Here is a 15,496-nt window from a genome sequence, read left to right as displayed (position 1 = left end):
ATGGCAAAAGTTGGTTTTATCGGACTCGGCATCATGGGCGCGCCAATGGCGGAAAACCTGCAGCGCGGCGGCCACAAACTGTATCTGCATGACCAGAAGAATCCACCGGCAGCGCTGATCGACGGCGGTGCGACCGTCTGTACCTCCGGCGCCGAAGTCGCCAAGCGTGCTGACATCATCATCATCATGGTGCCGGATACCCCGCACGTTGAAGCAGTACTGTTCGCCGAAAAGGGAGTTGCCGAAGGCCTGACCGCCGGCAAGATCGTGATCGACATGAGCTCGATTTCGCCGATCGCTACCAAGGGTTTCGCCAAGAAGATCAACGCCCTGGGTTGCGAATACCTGGACGCGCCGGTCTCCGGCGGCGAAGTCGGCGCCAAGGCGGCATCGCTGACGATCATGGTCGGCGGTTCCGAAGGCGCGTTCAACGATGCCAAGGCTTTGTTCGAACTGATGGGTAAGAACATTACCCTGGTCGGCGGCAATGGCGACGGTCAAACCACTAAGGTGGCGAACCAGATCATCGTTGCGCTGAACATCCAGGCGGTAGCTGAAGCGTTGCTGTTCGCTTCCAAGGCAGGTGCCGATCCGGCGCGTGTACGCCAGGCTTTGATGGGCGGCTTTGCAGCATCGCGGATTCTGGAAGTACATGGCGAGCGCATGGTAAAACGGACTTTCAATCCAGGCTTCCGCATCGAACTGCATCAGAAGGATTTGAACCTGGCCTTGCAAGGCGCCAAGGCGTTGGGCGTGTCGCTGCCGAACACCGCGGTAGCGCAAGAACTGATGAATTCCTGCGCAGCCAACGGCTTGAGCGGCCTCGATCACTCGGCGCTGTGCCGCGCGATTGAAATCATGTCGAACCATGAAATCGCGAAGGCGTAAGATATTGTCTTGAGTCAAAAACATCGGCTTGAGTCAAAACTGCGGGTCGGAACACGCTGCACTTCGACCCGCAATATCTGTTATCGTTTTAAAAAGTTAAACCGCATTGGCAATACCCGAATAAATACAAGAATTTTTAGAGACACTCCGCTGCATCTATCAAGCAAGCGCATATATCAAGGTACACAGCATGACTACCGCCAATAGCATCAAACCCCGCCAGCTCCTCCTCGACATGTACCAGGCCGCGGTCGACGCCGTCAGCGCCGCCAAATGCCTGCCAGAATACCTGGCCAAGATCCCGGCGCCGTCGGGCAAGGGACGCACCCTGGTGATCGGCGCCGGTAAAGGCGCAGCAGCGATGGCCAAAGCGGTAGAAGATCATTGGCAAGGCGAGATGTCCGGTTTGGTGGTGACGCGTTACGCCCACGGCGCCGACTGCAAACGGATCGAAGTGGTTGAGGCTTCTCATCCGGTGCCGGATGAAGCCGGGCGCAAAGCGGCGGCCCGCATGCTGGAACTGGTCCAGGGCTTGACTGCAGACGATCTGGTGCTGTGCCTGATTTCCGGCGGTGGCTCGGCCTTGCTGGCATTGCCGGCCGAAGGCATTACCCTCGAACAGAAACAAGCCATCAACAAAGCCTTGCTGAAAAGCGGCGCCAATATTTTTGAAATGAATTGCGTGCGCAAGCATCTGTCCGCCATCAAAGGCGGCCGGCTGGCGCTGGCCTGCGCCCCGGCACGAGTCGTGACACTGATGATTTCCGATATCCCGGGCGACGATCCCGGCATCATCGCCAGCGGCCCGACCTTGCCAGATGCAACCACTTGTGCCGAAGCTCTGGCAGTGCTGCGCAAATACAATATTGAAACACCTGAAGCAATTCGCAAGCATCTCGAATCCGGCGCAGGTGAAACTCCCAAGCCCGGCGACCCGCGCCTGGAACGTAACCAGCACTATGTAATCGCCACCGCGCAAGACGCTTTGGAAGCTGCCGCTGCTACCGCTGTCGCTGCCGGCTTGACACCATATATCCTGTCCGACGAAATGGAAGGCGAAGCACGCGATATCGGCTTGGCGCATGCGGCACTGGCGCGCCAGATCGCGCGGCGCGGACAACCGTTCAGCAAACCGTGCGTCGTCATTTCCGGTGGCGAAACCACGGTCACCGTGCGCGGTAAAGGGCGCGGCGGCCGCAATGCAGAATTCCTGCTGAGCCTGGCGAATGCCCTGGACGGCTTCCCCGATATCCACGCGATTGCCTGCGATACCGACGGCATCGACGGCTCCGAAGATAACGCCGGCGCCATCTACCAGCCGGATTCGATGCGCAGGGCAGCGGAACTGGGACTGCGTCCGCGCGCCATGCTGGACAACAACGACGGCTACGGTTTCTTCAGTGCGCTCGGCGACCTCGTCGTCAGCGGGCCGACGCGTACCAACGTCAACGATTTCCGGGCCATCGTGATTCTCTGATCGAGCGGGATCGGGTTTTCAGCAATTCTCTGCAATTATTTAATCCTGCGTCGGCAGCTTTTCCGGGCCAGCGCTTGTCACTCAACTGGTCGACAGCTGGTCGATCTTCTACAGAAAGCTCATCATGCGCCGCCAACGCAAAGCAAAAATCGTCGCCACGCTCGGTCCCGCCAGTGCGGATCAGAAAACCATCCAGGCGTTGTTTGAAGCCGGTGCCGACGTTTTCCGTTTCAACTTCAGCCATGGCAGCCACGCCGATCACCAGGAACGCTACGACATCGTACGCGCCGTCGAAAAAATCGTCGGCCGCCCAATCGCCATCCTTGCCGACCTGCAGGGACCGAAGCTGCGCATCGGCACTTTCGCCGATGGCAAGATAGCGCTGCAAGCCGGCCAGGAATTCACGCTGGACCGCAACAACACGCCAGGGAATAATCAACGTGTCTACCTGCCGCATCAGGAATTATTCGAGGTGATCGCTGCTGGCCAGTCATTGCTGCTGGATGATGGCAAGGTAAGGCTGGAAGTGCTGGCCTGCGATGGTCAGTCTATCCACACCCGCGTGGTCAACAGCGGTTCGCTGTCGGACCGCAAGGGCGTCAACGTACCGGATGCGGTCTTGCCGATTCCGGCCCTGACTGATAAAGACAAGCGCGATTTGAAATTTGCGCTGGAACTGGGCGTCGACTGGATTGCGCTGTCCTTCGTGCAACGGCCGGAAGACGTATTGGAAGCGCGTGACCTGATCGGCGATCGGGCCAGCATCTTGTCGAAACTGGAGAAGCCGGCGGCGCTGGAACAATTGGATGCGATCGTCCAGGTGTCCGACGCCATCATGGTGGCCCGTGGCGACCTGGGTGTGGAGTTGCCGCCTGAACGCGTACCTGGCGTGCAAAAGCGCATCATGCGCGTCTGCCGTCAGCACGGCAAGCCGGTCGTGATCGCAACCCAGATGCTGGAATCGATGATCACTTCGCCGGTGCCGACCCGCGCTGAAACCTCCGACGTCGCCAGCGCCATCTACGACGGCGCCGATGCCGTGATGTTGTCAGCCGAATCGGCAAGCGGCGCTTATCCGCTGCCGGCGGTGGCGATGATGGATCGCATCATCTCCGAAGTTGAACGTGATCCTTTGTACCAGAACATGCTGGACGCGCAGCACGAAGCGCCGTTGTCGAACCGTAGTGACGCCATCTGCTCGGCCTTGCGCGATGTCACCCGCATCATCGGCGCCAAGGCGACGGTGACCTACACCAGTTCCGGCCACACCAGCTTGCGCGCAGCGCGTGAACGGCCGATGGCGCCGATTCTCAGCATTACGCCTAAGCTGTCCACAGCGCGCCGGCTGGCGCTGGTATGGGGCGTGCATTCGACCATCAGCGACCAGGTGCATAACGAGAGCGAGATGGTAACGGCCGCTTGCGAGACCGCCGTCAAGGAAGGTTTTGCCAAGGCCGGGGACCAGATCGCCATCACCGCCGGCATGCCGTTCGGGCAGTCGGGCAGCACCAACTTGTTGCGCCTGGCGGAAGTCTGGCCGCAGTAAAACACAAGCCTGTAAATTCGACGGCCACGGCGTGATGCGTGGCCGTTTTCTTTTGTGATGGCATTTTCGAGAAGAGCTCTATTTCCGACGCGGAGTCAGCAGCAATTCTTTGGTAAAGCCCAGTTGTTTTTTTCTGGCTTTGTCGTCACTCAGATCCCACAATAACGACTGCGCCAGCTGAAAGCTATATAGCGTAAAAGCACGGTTGCTGGCCTCCGATTTGCCAAATCCCATTTCCTGAAACCCCTGGCTGTAATAGGTCAGCCGTTGCTGATCCACCTCGCGTACAGCCTGCCGCGCCATATCGTCGCGCCGCGACCATGCCCTGATGGCAAATTCGATCATCGCCGCGCGTCGTGCGGTGAGACCGTGAAAAGGCAGCGCCAGGACTTCGTCGAGAACACCGTCTGCAGAAAATGTGCGTCCTTCGAACGTGCGGATGACTTGCGTCGTGGTCCTCTCATGCCACCTTTTCAGCAACTTCGAGAGCAGGTCATTCCGATCCTTGAAGTGATAGTAGAAACTTCCCACCGTAATGCCAAGTTCTCTTGCCAGCGATTCAACGCGCACGGCATCGATGCTCTTACTAATCAGTAATTCGGTTGCAGCATCGATCCAGTCGTCCGGGGACAGGATTTTTTTTACTTTCACGCGGCGCGGTGATTCGGGGTTTGCGGGTGGTGCGGGTTTTGCGGATTTTATTTTCTCGGACGACACTCCGGTTTCCTTCCTTGGCGATGGTGATTCATTATAGTTCATGCCTTGTCCGAAGATTTGCCGGCTGAGCCGCAATAGCAGGTCATCCAGGACGTCCTATTTCACGCAGTTTCAATCGCGCGCCTCAACTAATTCTGATTGGCGGATCGCGCCGGCCGGCACGGCTATTTGTTGCAAAAAATGCCAATCTCAAAAAAACCACAAGCCGGCAAAAAAATAGGGAACCCTATGTTTGGATAGGCTTGCCTATGTTAATGTTCATCGGATTTTCAATGACTGGCCGATGCTTAATTGCCATCAATGGTCATTAATCACCATTGTTTTTTTTGTAAAAATGGGACGCCGCCGCAGAGTGGTGCTTCGTTGAAGTGGCAGGAACCGAGGATGCTGACAATAGAAAGGAGAAATCCATCAGGTAATCCAAAACGTGGTTTCACCGTAACGAGTTCATAAAAATTTCGGAGATAAAAAAATGAAAAAGCAATTCCTGCAATGGCTTGGCGCCGCTCTGGTTGCTATCGCCGTCCTGCCGGTCCCAGCCTGGGCAACTGGTTATACCCAGACCAGATATCCCATCATATTGGTGCATGGTTTGTTCGGTTTCGACAAGATCGGTCCGGTCGAATATTTCTATGGCATTCCAGAGGCGCTGCGTGCTGACGGTGCACAGGTCTATGTAGCCGAAGTATCGGCTGCCAACAGCACGGAAGTACGCGGTGAGCAGCTGCTGACTTACGTCAAGCAAGTCCTGGCCGCTACCGGCGCCTCCAAGGTCAACCTGATCGGCCACAGCCATGGCGGGCCGACTATCCGTTACGTGGCCTCGGTCGCTCCGCAGCTGGTGGCTTCGGTGACCAGCGTCGCTGGCCCAAACAAGGGTGCAGCGGTGGCTGACGTCTTGCGCGGCGTGGTGACCCCTGGTTCGCTCAGCCAGGCTGTGCTGGGAACGGTCGTCAACAGCTTTACGACGCTGATCGAGGTATTGTCAGGTAGCCCCAACGATCCGCAGAATTCGATTGCTGCCCTGGATTCGCTCACCACGGCCGGCATGGCAAAATTCAATCTGGCGCATCCCGAAGGCGTTCCCGCGACAGCTTGCGGCGAAGGTGCTTACCAGGTGGGTGGCGTGTATTATTTCTCATGGAGCGGCGGCCAGCCTTTGACCAATTTTCTAGATCCGAGCGACGCCAGCATGGGTTTGCTTTCGCTGGCATATGGCGGAGCTACAAACGATGGTTTGGTAGGTAGCTGCAGCAGCCATCTTGGCCAGGTGATACGGGACAATTACGGCATGAATCATCTGGACGAGGTCAACCAACTTCTCGGTCTGGTGAATATTTTTGAAACCAATCCGAAGACGGTCTATCGCCAGCAAGCCAATCGCCTGCAGGGCCTGGGACTGTAAATATGGGAATCCGACATCCATTCATCTGGGTCGGGGCGGCGGCTTTGGCCGCCGTCATTTTTGTTCCGATGTTGATGACGCATGAGGAACCGCCAGTCCCGAAAATTGCTGCGCAACCAGATCTTTTCCCATTCGTTCGCTCGCTGCAGGGAACGCATCCCGACGGCGACCTTCAAGTCACTGCCGGCGATATACTGGTCGCTGACGCCCAGCTGGTAAGTCTGTTTGATTACTATCTGAGCACGGTGGGTGAAAAGCCGCTGGATGCCATCCGCAAGGAGATCGAACAGGAACTCGATCGACGCCTGAAGCCGGTTGCTGCTGCCGAAGCCAAACGTCTGCTGGGAAATTATATCGATTATAAAACCGCTCTGGTCGGGTTGGACAAAGACCCGCAACTGGCCGGCAACGGCTTGGCGGCGATCCGTGGCCGCTTGCAGAAAATGCAAGAAGTGCGCGCCCGATTTTTCAGTCCGGCCGAAAGCAAGCGCATGTTCGGCTTTGTTGATACCGAGGACGCGGATACACTGGCAAGGATGGAAATCGCCCAGGATAAATCGCTGAGCGCGCCGCAAAAGCAGGAAAAGCTAGCCGCACTGGACGCGGCCATGCCGGCCGCATTGCGGGAATCCCGGGAGGCGCCTCTGAAAATCGTCAAGCTGGAGGATACTGCAGCCAAGATGCGGCAGCAGGGGGCAAGCGAGGACGACGTCTATCGTATGCGCGCCGCAGCCTTGTCACCGGAAGCCGCAGCGCGGATGGCGGAAGTCGATCAGGACGAAGCAGCCTGGAAAAGCCGGATTGGCGCATATCTCGCCGAACGCAGTAAACTCAGCGATGCTGGCGCCATAGCAGAGTTAAGAAACAGGATGTTTGACGCCAACGAGCAAAAGCGGTTGCCTAGCTACGAACAGTAAGGAAAGCAGCAGTCATGTCCGACTTGTTAATGAAATTGGGCGGTAATCCGATCGGCGCCGGCATGGTGAAGATGTTGGGATTGCCGGCGCCAGTCGAACTGGCTCGTAGCAAAGGTCCTTATGCAGCGCGACCACTGGTACGGAAAAATATCCTGCTGGGCCGTTCTCCCAATGGTTACGCGATAGACCGGCTATGGGTAATCGCGCTGGATGCGGGAGCGGTGTCGCTGGAAACCCTGCCCGAAAGTACCGCTCCCGGCCCTGACATCCTGATCATGCGGCGATGACACAGGACATGCCGTTCATGGCCCGCCAGATCGGCCGTCGCCTGAACCCGGTAAAGCAGGGCGGCAAGCCGCGCGATGTGGCGGAGCTGGTGACGTTTCTATGTACCCCGGGTGCATACGGTATCAGCGGCGACACGATTCGCGTTTGCGGCCAAGGTTTGATCGGCGCCTGACAAACCGTCATGGATAAAAAAATGGCCGCTTGCTTGCAGCGAGCGGCCATTTTTGCGTTGCCGGACCTGCGTATCAGCGCGCAGCTTCAGCCAGTGACAACGCCAGCTTGTTGTGGCGTTCCAGCACATTGCCGAGATCGACCGTGGTGAACTGGCCATTGCGCACCACTACGCGACCGTTGATGATGCTGTACGCAACATCCGACGGCGTGCAGAATACCAACGCCGCAACCGGATCGTGCCAGCCACCGGCGAACTTGACCTGGTTCATGTCGAACAGCACCAGATCGGCCGACATGCCTGGTTCCAGCGCGCCGATATCGTCACGATTGAGCACCTTGGCGCCGCCCAGCGTCGCCAGCTCCAGCGCCTGCCGTGCGGTCATGGCGTCGGGGCCGAAACCGACCCGCTGCAACAGCATTGCTTGCCGCACTTCACCCAGCATATGGGCGCCGTCGTTGGAGGCCGAACCGTCGACACCGATACCGACCGGCACGCCGGCATCGACCATCTTGCGGATCGGCGCGATACCGGAGGCTAGCCGCATGTTGGAGCAAGGGCAGTGGGCGATGCCGGTGCCGGTGCGCGCGAACATGTAGATACCTTCGTCGTCGAGCTGGACGCAATGGGCATGCCAGACATCGTGGCCGACCCAGCCGCAATCTTCCGCATATTCCGCCGGCGTCATGTTGAATTTCTCACGGCTGTAGGCGATGTCGTTGACGTTTTCCGCCAGATGCGTATGCAGCGAGACGCCATGGTGACGCGCCAGGTTCGCCGATTCACGCATCAAGTTGCGCGATACCGAAAACGGCGAACAGGGCGCCACCACGATGCGTTGCATCGCATGCCGGCTGCTGTCGTGCCAGGTCTCGATCAGGCGCTGCGTATCTTGCAGGATGGCTTTTTCATCTTCCACCACGCGATCCGGCGGCAAGCCGCCTTTCGACTGGCCGACGCTCATCGAACCGCGCGCAGCATGGAAGCGCATGCCGATCTGTTGCGCCGCTTCGATACTATCGTCCAGCTTGCAGCCGTTCGGATAGATGTACAGGTGATCGCTGCTGGTGGTGCAACCAGACATGATGAGCTCTGCCATCGCGGTCAAGGTCGAGACCTGGATCATCTCTGGCGTCAGGTTGGCCCAGATCGGATACAGGTTGGTCAGCCAGTTGAACAGCTCGCCGTTTTGCGCTGCCGGAATCACGCGCGTCAGGCTTTGGTACATATGGTGATGGGTGTTCACCAGGCCCGGGATGACGACGTGATTGCTGGCGTCGATGACTTCGTCGGCAGTTTGCGGCAGGTCGGCGCTGTTGCCTACCTGTTCAATCACGTTATCGCGGATGAAGACCGCACCGCCGGCAATTTCGCGGCGCGCGTGGTCCATGGTGACCACAACGCGCGCATTTTTTATCAATAAGGTTTTAGACATTACGTTAAATCCAAAGACGCTGGTTCAAGCCCTGGCTTAAGGTTTCGGTGTAAAGCGGCGTAGGAAATCCAGCAAGATTTGCGCCGATACTTCGGCATCGTCCGCAGTCATTGTTTCCAATGGATTGTGGCTGATGCCACCGTTGCCGCAACGCGTAAACAGCATGGCGACATCAGTTATTTTAGCGATGGTCATGGCGTCATGACCGGCGCCGGAAGCGAGTTTGAACGGCTGCACACCGGCCCGTTCGGTGGCTGCGGACAACTGGTCCATCAGCCACGAAGCGCAAGGTGCGGCCGGGGCGGACACCATTCTTTCGACATTGGCTTCGACGCAGCGGCGTTCGCACACCTTTTCGATATGTTGCAGCACATCGGCTACCGCAGCATCGCGGATGTTGTCGTCGGCGGCACGGATATCCAGCGAGAATACGCAGGCGCCCGGGATCACATTGGTCGAACCGTTTGGCACTTGCAGCTGGCCGACGGTGCCCACCAGCGATGCTTGCTGGTCTTGCGCGCAGCGCTGTTCCACATACAGCAGGATTTCTGCGGCGGCGGTGGCAGCGTCCTTGCGCATCGACATCGGCGTGGTGCCGGAGTGGCTGGCGACGCCTTTCAGCTGCACCATATAGCGGCAGCTGCCGGCAATCGAGGTGACAATGCCGACCGGCAGGTCGCGATGCAGCAGGACCGGCCCTTGTTCGATATGCACTTCGACGTAACCCAGCAAATCGGCCGGGTTGCGCGCAATGGCAGGAATCGCTGCAGGATCGTGGCCGGCTTTCAGCAACGCATCGCGCATGCTGATGCCGTCGCGGTCGAGATTGTTCAGCAGTTCCATATTGAACTGGCCGATGATGGCATTGCTGCCGAGGAAAGTGCTCTTGAAACGCACGCCTTCTTCTTCCGAGAAGCCGACGATTTCAAAGTGGAACGGCAGTTTTTCGCCGCGCTCATGCAAGTGCTTGACAATAGCGATCGGCAGCAAGATACCTTCGCGGCCATCGTATTTGCCGCCGTTGCGCACGGTGTCGTAATGCGAACCGGTCATCAGCGTCTTGGCTGCGGGATTGTCGGACAGGTAGCGGCCGACCACATTACCGACCGCGTCGATCTCGGCTTGCATGCCGGCTTCGCGCATCCAGCCGGCAATCTGCGCCGCAGTACGACGATGTGAGTCGGTCATGTAGGCGCAGGTGAGGCCAGTCTCGTCATCGCTCCAGGCGCCGATCTGTTCAGCCCATTGCATGATGGTTTTGCCGAGTTGCGGCGTGTAGCCAAGCAGATCGTTGGTACGCATTTCGGCAATCCGGCCGATCTGGCGCAGCGCTTCTCCCAGTTCATCGTCGAACTGGTTTTTCAGGCGGCGGCTGAAGGTGGCGATGATGGCCTGGCGCGACAGGCCCTGGCCATCGGCGCCTTTGACTGCGAGGATGAATGGGAAGCCGAATTTGGTGTTGTAGTCGGCGTTCAGTTTTTGCAGTGTGGCGAATTCTTCAGGGCTGCAATTGTTGAGGCCTGCCTTGGCTTGCTCGCCGGTCGATTCGACCGTCAGTTCGCCGGAGACGGCTGCTTTACCGGCCAACTCCGGGTGGGCGCGGATCAGGCCCAGTTGTTCTTCCCGGGTGGCCTTGCTGACGACCGCCTGCATCGCCTGCTTGAGTGCGGTGATGTTGGCAAACGGCCGTTGCGCGGCGGCGCGTTCAGGGATCCATGGCGAATGCTCATAGATGCCATGCAGCGTTGAAACGAAGGCGGTTACATCGCTGTTATTCAGTTGTTCTAATGTTGTCATTTGTATCGTTGGCGGGTCCGACCCGCTTCATCCTTGGTTAAATCGCTTCTATTTCAAATACGGGTTGGACCCACATCTACTTCAATTTACTTCAAAAACAGTTTTAGTGATCGGAGCTTTGTGCCGCCGCCAGTGCATGCGCGCGGCTGTCTTCATTGGAACCCTTGCCGTTGAAAAACAGATTCAACAGGACCGCCATCGCGGAAGCCAGCAAGATGCCGCTGTGCAGGATGGTCGACAGGAACAACGGCATCTTGTCGAAAAAGGTTGGCGCCACGATAGGAATCATGCCGGCGCCGAAGCTCACTGCGACGATGAACAGATTATTCCGGTTGCGCTGGAAATCGACGCCCGACAAGATCTTGATGCCGGTTGCCGCCACCATGCCAAACATGACGATGCCGGCGCCGCCCAGCACGAATTGCGGAATCGAGGCGGCCACGTGCGCCATTTTCGGGAACAGCCCGAACAGCATCAGGATCACGCCGGCAGCGGCGCAGACATAACGGCTGCGCACACCGGTAACGCCGACCAGGCCGACATTCTGCGAGAACGAGGTGTAAGGGAAAGTATTGAAGATGCCGCCAATCACGCTGCCCAGGCCGTCGACGCGCAGACCGCGCGCCAGGGTCTTGTCGTCGATTTTCTTGCCGACGATTTCACCGAGGGCGATGAACATCCCGGTCGATTCGATCATGGTCACGATCATGACCAGGCACATGCTGAGAATCGAACCGATGTCGAACTTCGGCCAGCCGTAGTGGAACGGGCGGATGAAGGCAAACCATTCGGCGTCGCCGAGGCCGTAAAAGCTGATTTTCCCCATGGCCAAGGCAATGACGAAACCAATGATCATGCCGCTCAGCACCGAGATATTGGCGATAAAGCCTTTGACGTATTTAGTGATCAACAGGATCGATACCAGCACTACCAGCGCGATGCCGAGGCTGGTCGGCGAGCCGTAGTCGGGGTTGGGGATTTTGGTGAAGACGCCATCGACCAGGGTGCCGATTACCGGTTGGCCGCCGGCCGCCCAGTTGATGCCGACGCCCATCAGTGAAATGCCGATGACGCTGATCACCGTGCCGGTCACGACCGGCGGGAAGAAGCGCATCAGGCGACTCATGTAAGGGGCGGCAAAAACGCAGAAGATACCGGAGACGATGACGGCGCCGTAGATATGGACGATAGTCATTTGCGGGTTGCCGGCCATCGCTACCATCGGACCGACGGCAGCAAAGGTGACCCCCATCATTACCGGCATCTTGATGCCGAATTTCCAGAAACCGAGGCTTTGGATCAAGGTTACCAGGCCGCAGCAAAACAAGTCGGCGCTGATCAGGAATGCGATGTCGCTTTTTGCCAGGTTGAGCGCGCCGCCAATGATCAGCGGCACGGCAATCGCGCCGGCGTACATCACCAGCACGTGCTGCATGCCGAGTGCAGCGAGTTTACCTACGGGGAGTCTTTCATCTACTGGATCAGTGGTGCTGGTCATCATGTGTCTCCTAGGTGCTAATTATGATTTTAGTGCTTGCGGCGACATCAATCCGGCTTTTTTAAACTGCTGCCGATCTGGTTGAAGCGCTACAGCCCACAAGTCACCCGCGGTATAGACGGGGCCTGTGCGTCCGATACTACTTGGCTCAGGCCCTCACGATATATTTGCTGACTGATAGTTGATTTATGTATTTGGATATATGTAGTTGTTTGATAAGTAGGGTGAGCACATAGTGCCCACGCGGATGCTTATTTATTTGGCAATCATTGCCTTCGCAGCAATCCCGATTTGTTCGCGCAGCCATTTGTGTTCGGTTGCCTGATGCACCCGTTCATGCCACAGTTGATAAAAACGCATCGGCGGAAACTTGATGGGCAGGGTGAAGCTTTTCAGCGATAGGGTCTTTTCATAAAAACGGGCGAACTGGCGGCCGGTGGTCAGCACCAGGTCGGTTTGCGCCACCATATAGGGCAGCATGCCGAAGTAGGCGGATTCGACCACTACGTTGCGGTTCAGGTTCTGGCTGTCGAGGAAGGAATCGATAATGCCGTGATAACCGGGCAACACCTGCCATGGCGCCACATGCGGCAGCGAGAGATAATCCTCGACTGTCATCTGGTCTGGTCCGGTACGTTTGGCATAGGCGCTGTCGGCGCGCATCAGGCAGACGATAGGATCGTCGAACAGTTTGGATAAATGCAGATGTTGCGGCGGTTCGTCCCAATTGGCGATGACCAGGTCCAGGTCGCCGTCCGACAGCAGCCGGACGTAATCGGTTTCCGGCCCCAGTGCATGAATCACGATGCGGCTCTTCGGCGATTCGCGGCGCAAGCGCGCCACGACTTCCAGGAAGAACGGCGTATTCATGTAATCTGGTGCAGCGATATGGAAGGTGCGTGCTTCAGCCTGGGGCACGAACGTGGCTTTTTGGACAAACAGCCGTTCGGTTTCCTCGAGGATGCGTTTGGCCGGTTTCAGCAGGCTTTCACCGTGCTGGGTTGGCACCATGCCGCGCGCGCCACGCACCAGCAAGGGATCGCCGGTGAGTTCGCGCAGCTTGCGCAACGAGGCCGAAATCGACGGTTGCGGCTGGTTGAGCTTGAGGGCTACACGCGATACATTCTTTTCGCACAACAACAGATACAGTATGCGTATCAGGTGAATATCGAGGTGGTCCGGCAGCTTGGCCATGCTTGTCTCCAGCTATTAATATTTATGGGTATGATGCAGTTCATTTTGTTATATGGATATGAGTATGTCAAATATATCTGAAAATCCATGTTTTAGATTCCCAATACGTTTATCTTGCGTGAATCTGGCGCGCTTTTAACTTCTGAGCGCAAGAAGAGGAAAATGAAAGGTGGGCAAGTATCTTGCTTATCCGATCATGTTGGTCGTAGCGGAGCTGATATAAAACAACGTTTATAAAAAGTTCGCGGCCGTGTTGGAGGGTGTACCTCTTTCGTTTGCAGAGCCCGCAGTGGCAAACGAGTGATAATCGTGGGGAAGACATGGATGCATTATTAGTTTCGTATGGAGTCGAATGGCTCAATTTGCTGGTCCGCTGGTTGCATCTGATTACAGGCATTGCCTGGATCGGCGCATCCTTCTATTTCGTCTGGCTGGATAACTCGATCCGGCCGCCGAAGGCAGGATCCGATCTGGCCAAAAAGGGTGTGTCCGGAGAGTTGTGGGCAGTGCACGGCGGCGGCTTCTACAATCCGCAAAAATACCTGGTTGCCCCGGCTGAATTGCCGGACGACTTGCATTGGTTCAAATGGGAAGCGTACGCCACCTGGCTGTCCGGTTTTGCCATGTTGTTCATCGTCTATTACTTCAATGCTTCGGCCATGATGATCAACAAGGATGTGGCCGATCTGAATACCTGGCAAGCAATCGGCGTCGGCCTCGGCACGCTGGTGGTGGGCTGGACCGTTTACGACCTGCTGTGCCGTTCGCCGCTGGGCAAACGTGATGGCCTGCTCGGTATCGTCATGTATCTGTTCATCGTTGCCGCAGCCTTTGTGCTGACGCATTTGCTGAGCGGCCGTGCTGCGTATATCCATGTCGGCGCCATGATCGGCACCATGATGGTGGGTAACGTGCTGATGGTGATCATCCCGGGGCAACGCAAGCTGGTGGAAGCGATGAGCGTCGGTAAATCGCCTGATCCGATCTACGGCAAGAGGGCCAAGCAACGCAGCGTGCACAACAATTATTTCACGCTGCCAGTGCTGTTCATCATGATCAGCAACCACTACGGCATGACTTACAACCATGCATATAGCTGGCTGATCCTGGCGGCGATTATTGCTGCCGGCGCGTTGATCCGTCACTTCTTCAACTTGCGTCATGCTGGCCGTGTTTCGATCGGTTATCCGATTGCCGGCGTTGCCTTGTTGCTGGCAGTGGCGATTGCGATTGCGCCGAAGCCGATCCAGCCAGTGGCGCCGGTTGCCAAGGCAGACGCCGCAGTTGCAGCAGGCACTACCGTCGCTGCAACTACTGCAGCCGCCGCAGCCGCCGCCGCTCCGACCGCAGATATGGCGCATATCCAGGAAATCATCGGCCAGCGTTGCGCTACCTGCCACTCGGCACAGCCAACCCAGCCAGGATTTGCTACTGCACCGGCCGGCGTGATGTTGCAGACTGCAGACCAGATCCGTCAGCACGCCGACAAGATCTATCAGCAAGCGGTGCAATTGAAGGCGATGCCGTTGGCTAACCTGACGCATATCACCGACGACGAGCGTGCCCTGATCGGCACCTGGTATACCTCCGGCGCCAAGTAAGTCGGGCAACGACCACCCTGAAAGCCGGAAGCTGATTGAGCAGTTTTACCACGCTCAATCAGCTTCTGCGCTTGACCTCATTCAAGAAAAATCTGGAGTACTCATGTCCCAAACTATCACCATAGATGGCTTCAACCTGACTGCGCAGCAAGTAGTCGACGTCGCCCGTGCGCCGCACTTGCCTGTGACCTTGGCCGATTCTTCACGCGCCGCCCTGAAAGAAAGCCGCGACTACATCGAATCGACCTGGATGCACGATGAAGCGCCGATGATGTACAGCTTCAACACCGGCGTCGGCTTGCTGAAAGACACCCGTATCAAGGTCGAACACATCGAGCTGTTCCAGACCCAGCTGATCAAGGCCCATTGCGCCGGCATCGGCGAACCGTTCTCGGAAGAAGTCAGTCGCGCCACCATGCTGTTGCGCGCCAATGCGTTTGCCAGCAATTATTCGGCGCCGCGGGTCGAAGTAGTCGATCGTCTGCTGGCCTTCCTGAATGCCGGTATCCATCCAATCATGCCGCAAAAAGGGTCGGTCGGCGCGTCCGGCGACCTGGCGCC

Annotated in this window: 14 protein-coding genes; 9 read left to right on the top strand and 5 right to left on the bottom strand. The window is 57.5% G+C overall.

Annotated features, from left to right (window positions below):
- The 3 genes from BM205_RS16565 to pyk all read left to right on the top strand — a co-directional run bounded on the left by BM205_RS16565 (position 1) and on the right by pyk (position 3,911).
- Positions 1-888 (top strand): 2-hydroxy-3-oxopropionate reductase, encoded by an 888-nt coding sequence (locus tag BM205_RS16565; protein WP_092353867.1) that lies wholly within the window; start codon positions 1-3, stop codon positions 886-888.
- Between the two features lie 190 nt (positions 889-1,078).
- Positions 1,079-2,365, top strand: coding sequence for a glycerate kinase type-2 family protein (locus BM205_RS16560; protein WP_092415979.1), 1,287 nt, complete (start codon positions 1,079-1,081; stop codon positions 2,363-2,365).
- Positions 2,366-2,489: 124 nt separating this feature from the next.
- On the top strand, positions 2,490-3,911 hold the full coding sequence (gene pyk, locus BM205_RS16555) for a pyruvate kinase (RefSeq protein WP_092415978.1): 1,422 nt from the start codon (positions 2,490-2,492) through the stop codon (positions 3,909-3,911).
- Positions 3,912-3,989: 78 nt separating this feature from the next.
- Here pyk and BM205_RS16550 read toward each other — a convergent pair whose 3' ends face one another.
- On the bottom strand, positions 3,990-4,703 hold the full coding sequence (locus BM205_RS16550) for a TetR/AcrR family transcriptional regulator (protein ID WP_254783924.1): 714 nt from the start codon (positions 4,701-4,703) through the stop codon (positions 3,990-3,992).
- A gap of 397 nt (positions 4,704-5,100) precedes the next feature.
- Between BM205_RS16550 and BM205_RS16545 the strand changes: the two genes are divergently transcribed.
- From BM205_RS16545 to BM205_RS16530, 4 genes are read left to right on the top strand one after another with little or no spacing between them, the layout of a single operon-like run.
- Positions 5,101-6,033: an esterase/lipase family protein gene (locus tag BM205_RS16545; protein WP_092415977.1), complete on the top strand. Its 933-nt coding sequence runs from the start codon at positions 5,101-5,103 to the stop codon at positions 6,031-6,033.
- 2 nt (positions 6,034-6,035) lie between these two features.
- Positions 6,036-6,950 (top strand): lipase secretion chaperone, encoded by a 915-nt coding sequence (locus tag BM205_RS16540; protein ID WP_092415976.1) that lies wholly within the window; start codon positions 6,036-6,038, stop codon positions 6,948-6,950.
- 14 nt (positions 6,951-6,964) lie between these two features.
- On the top strand, positions 6,965-7,237 hold the full coding sequence (locus tag BM205_RS16535) for a hypothetical protein (protein WP_139227298.1): 273 nt from the start codon (positions 6,965-6,967) through the stop codon (positions 7,235-7,237).
- 17 nt (positions 7,238-7,254) lie between these two features.
- The gene (locus BM205_RS16530) at positions 7,255-7,410 is read left to right on the top strand and encodes a hypothetical protein (RefSeq protein ID WP_175511300.1); all 156 of its coding nucleotides are present in this window, start codon (positions 7,255-7,257) and stop codon (positions 7,408-7,410) included.
- 73 nt (positions 7,411-7,483) lie between these two features.
- On the opposite strand, the gene BM205_RS16525 is transcribed toward BM205_RS16530, so the two are convergent.
- The 4 genes from BM205_RS16525 to BM205_RS16510 form a co-directional block, all read right to left on the bottom strand.
- Complete coding sequence (locus tag BM205_RS16525) at positions 7,484-8,845, bottom strand: 8-oxoguanine deaminase (protein WP_092415974.1); 1,362 nt, start codon at positions 8,843-8,845, stop codon at positions 7,484-7,486.
- A gap of 36 nt (positions 8,846-8,881) precedes the next feature.
- Positions 8,882-10,642: an allantoate amidohydrolase gene (locus tag BM205_RS16520; RefSeq protein WP_092415973.1), complete on the bottom strand. Its 1,761-nt coding sequence runs from the start codon at positions 10,640-10,642 to the stop codon at positions 8,882-8,884.
- 103 nt (positions 10,643-10,745) lie between these two features.
- The gene (locus BM205_RS16515) at positions 10,746-12,140 is read right to left on the bottom strand and encodes a nucleobase:cation symporter-2 family protein (protein WP_092416104.1); all 1,395 of its coding nucleotides are present in this window, start codon (positions 12,138-12,140) and stop codon (positions 10,746-10,748) included.
- A gap of 255 nt (positions 12,141-12,395) precedes the next feature.
- Positions 12,396-13,334 (bottom strand): LysR substrate-binding domain-containing protein, encoded by a 939-nt coding sequence (locus tag BM205_RS16510; protein ID WP_092415972.1) that lies wholly within the window; start codon positions 13,332-13,334, stop codon positions 12,396-12,398.
- Positions 13,335-13,654: 320 nt separating this feature from the next.
- On the opposite strand from BM205_RS16510, the gene BM205_RS16505 reads away from it, so the two are divergent.
- On the top strand, positions 13,655-14,935 hold the full coding sequence (locus BM205_RS16505; protein WP_092415971.1) for a urate hydroxylase PuuD: 1,281 nt from the start codon (positions 13,655-13,657) through the stop codon (positions 14,933-14,935).
- 103 nt (positions 14,936-15,038) lie between these two features.
- On the top strand, positions 15,039-15,496 hold a 458-nt coding region (locus BM205_RS16500), incomplete at its 3' end, for an aromatic amino acid lyase (protein WP_139227296.1).

Origin of the sequence: Collimonas sp. OK307, assembly GCF_900113705.1 — a bacterium.
Lineage (GTDB): Bacteria > Pseudomonadota > Gammaproteobacteria > Burkholderiales > Burkholderiaceae_D > Collimonas.
The sequence above is the reverse complement of the archived record's forward strand: the minus strand, read 5'-3'. Positions and strand labels throughout refer to the sequence as shown.